This window comes from Xenorhabdus sp. PB62.4 (genome assembly GCF_014467285.1).
In the GTDB taxonomy this organism is placed as follows: domain Bacteria; phylum Pseudomonadota; class Gammaproteobacteria; order Enterobacterales; family Enterobacteriaceae; genus Xenorhabdus.
Window position 1 is genome coordinate 24,925 of the sequence record NZ_NKHR01000033.1, and the last position, 3,230, is coordinate 28,154.

A 3,230-nucleotide genomic window follows, 5' to 3' on the forward strand; every position below is an offset into this window, starting at 1 on the left:
ATGTCTGGCAGTGTCCTACTCTCACATGGGGAGACCCCACACTACCATCGGCGCTACGGCGTTTCACTGCTGAGTTCGGCATGGGGTCAGGTGGGACCACCGCGCTGTTGCCGCCAGACAAATTCTGTATTCAATCCCGAACAAGCTGCTGTCTTGCATTTGAAACCCCATTCTGCTCTCTCTCTACGCCCAAAACACCTTCGGTGTTGTCAGGTTAAGCCGCACGGTTCATTAGTACCGGTTAGCTCAACGTGTCGCCACGCTTACACACCCGGCCTATCCACGTCCTCGTCTCGAACGTTCCTTCAGTGTCCTCAAGGGACAAGGGAAGACTCATCTCAAGGCAAGTTTCCCGCTTAGATGCTTTCAGCGGTTATCTCTGCCGCACTTAGCTACCGGGCAATGCCATTGGCATGACAACCCGAACACCAGTGGTGCGTCCACTCCGGTCCTCTCGTACTAGGAGCAGCCCCTTTCAATCTTCCAACGCCCACGGCAGATAGGGACCGAACTGTCTCACGACGTTCTAAACCCAGCTCGCGTACCACTTTAAATGGCGAACAGCCATACCCTTGGGACCTACTTCAGCCCCAGGATGTGATGAGCCGACATCGAGGTGCCAAACACCGCCGTCGATATGAACTCTTGGGCGGTATCAGCCTGTTATCCCCGGAGTACCTTTTATCCGTTGAGCGATGGCCCTTCCATACAGAACCACCGGATCACTAAGACCTACTTTCGTACCTGCTCGAGCCGTCACTCTCGCAGTCAAGCCAGCTTATGCCTTTGCACTAACCTCACGATGTCCGACCGTGATTAGCTAACCTTCGTGCTCCTCCGTTACGCTTTGGGAGGAGACCGCCCCAGTCAAACTACCCACCAGACACTGTCCGCAACCCGGGTCACGGGCCTGCGTTAGAACATCAAACATTCAAGGGTGGTATTTCAAGGATGGCTCCATGCAGACTGGCGTCCACACTTCCAAGCCTCCCACCTATCCTACACATCAAGGCTCAAGGTTCAGTGTCAAGCTATAGTAAAGGTTCACGGGGTCTTTCCGTCTTGCCGCGGGTACACTGCATCTTCACAGCGAGTTCAATTTCACTGAGTCTCGGGTGGAGACAGCCTGGCCATCATTACGCCATTCGTGCAGGTCGGAACTTACCCGACAAGGAATTTCGCTACCTTAGGACCGTTATAGTTACGGCCGCCGTTTACTGGGGCTTCGATCAAGAGCTTCGCCTTGCGGCTGACCCCATCAATTAACCTTCCAGCACCGGGCAGGCGTCACACCGTATACGTCCACTTTCGTGTTTGCACAGTGCTGTGTTTTTATTAAACAGTTGCAGCCAGCTGGTATCTTCGGCTGATTTCAGCTCCGCCCGCAGGGGCTTCACCTACCTATCAGCGTGCCTTCTCCCGAAGTTACGGCACCATTTTGCCTAGTTCCTTCACCCGAGTTCTCTCAAGCGCCTGAGTATTCTCTACCTGACCACCTGTGTCGGTTTGGGGTACGATTCAATGTTACCTGAGGCTTAGAGGCTTTTCCTGGAAGCAGGGCATCTGTCACTTCAGCACCGTAGTGCCTCGTCATTACGCCTCAGTGTTAACAGCGGTCCGGATTTACCAAAACCACCCACCTACACGCTTAAACCGGGACGACCGTCGCCCGGCTGACATAGCCTTCTCCGTCCCCCCTTCGCAGTAACACCGAGTACAGGAATATTAACCTGTTTCCCATCGACTACGCTTTTCAGCCTCGCCTTAGGGGTCGACTCACCCTGCCCCGATTAACGTTGGACAGGAACCCTTGGTCTTCCGGCGAGCGGGTTTTTCACCCGCTTTATCGTTACTTATGTCAGCATTCGCACTTCTGATACCTCCAGCAAACCTCACAGTTCACCTTCAGCGGCTTACAGAACGCTCCCCTACCCAACAACACTTACGTGTCGCTGCCGCAGCTTCGGTGCATGGTTTAGCCCCGTTACATCTTCCGCGCAGGCCGACTCGACCAGTGAGCTATTACGCTTTCTTTAAATGATGGCTGCTTCTAAGCCAACATCCTGGCTGTCTGAGCCTTCCCACTTCGTTTCCCACTTAACCATGACTTGGGGACCTTAGCTGGCGGTCTGGGTTGTTTCCCTCTTCACGACGGACGTTAGCACCCGCCGTGTGTCTCCCGTGATAACATTCTTCGGTATTCGCAGTTTGCATCGGGTTGGTAAGTCGGGATGACCCCCTAGCCGAAACAGTGCTCTACCCCCGAAGATGAGTTCACGAGGCGCTACCTAAATAGCTTTCGGGGAGAACCAGCTATCTCCCGGTTTGATTGGCCTTTCACCCCCAGCCACAAGTCATCCGCTAATTTTTCAACATTAGTCGGTTCGGTCCTCCAGTTAGTGTTACCCAACCTTCAACCTGCCCATGGCTAGATCACCGGGTTTCGGGTCTATACCCTGCAACTTAACGCCCCGTTAAGACTCGGTTTCCCTGCGGCTCCCCTAAACGGTTAACCTTGCTACAGAATATAAGTCGCTGACCCATTATACAAAAGGTACGCAGTCACACCTTAAAAGGTGCTCCCACTGCTTGTACGTACACGGTTTCAGGTTCTCTTTCACTCCCCTCGCCGGGGTTCTTTTCGCCTTTCCCTCACGGTACTGGTTCACTATCGGTCAGTCAGGAGTATTTAGCCTTGGAGGATGGTCCCCCCATATTCAGACAGGATACCACGTGTCCCGCCCTACTCTTCGAGCTCCCAACACCAGCGTCTTCGGATACGGGGCTGTCACCCTTTACTGCCGGCCTTTCCAGACCGTTCTCCTGACGCTGATATTGTTGATGGCTCTGGGCTGCTCCCCGTTCGCTCGCCGCTACTGGGGGAATCTCGGTTGATTTCTTTTCCTCGGGGTACTGAGATGTTTCAGTTCCCCCGGTTCGCCTCATTCACCTATGGATTCAGTGAATGATAGTGCAACGGATTGCACTGGGTTTCCCCATTCGGATATCGCCGGCTGATAACGCTGCTTATCAGCTCACCGGCGCTTTTCGCAGATTAGCACGTCCTTCATCGCCTCTGACTGCCTAGGCATCCACCGTGTACGCTTATTCGCTTAACCTCACAACCCGAAGGTGTCTTCAGATTGGAGTATTGAGAGACTCATCAATGCCATTTTTCAATAACACTGATTGTTTCAAATTTTCAGCTTGTTCCAGATTGTTAAAGAGCA

General features: G+C 53.4%; 2 rRNA genes. Both read right to left on the reverse strand.

Annotated elements, in window-relative coordinates:
• Positions 1–2: 2 nt before the first annotated feature.
• Positions 3–118: ribosomal RNA gene (gene rrf / locus Xenpb_RS20560) — 5S ribosomal RNA — on the reverse strand.
• A gap of 92 nt (positions 119–210) precedes the next feature.
• Positions 211–3,119, reverse strand: a 23S ribosomal RNA gene (locus Xenpb_RS20565).
• Positions 3,120–3,230 lie beyond the last annotated feature (111 nt).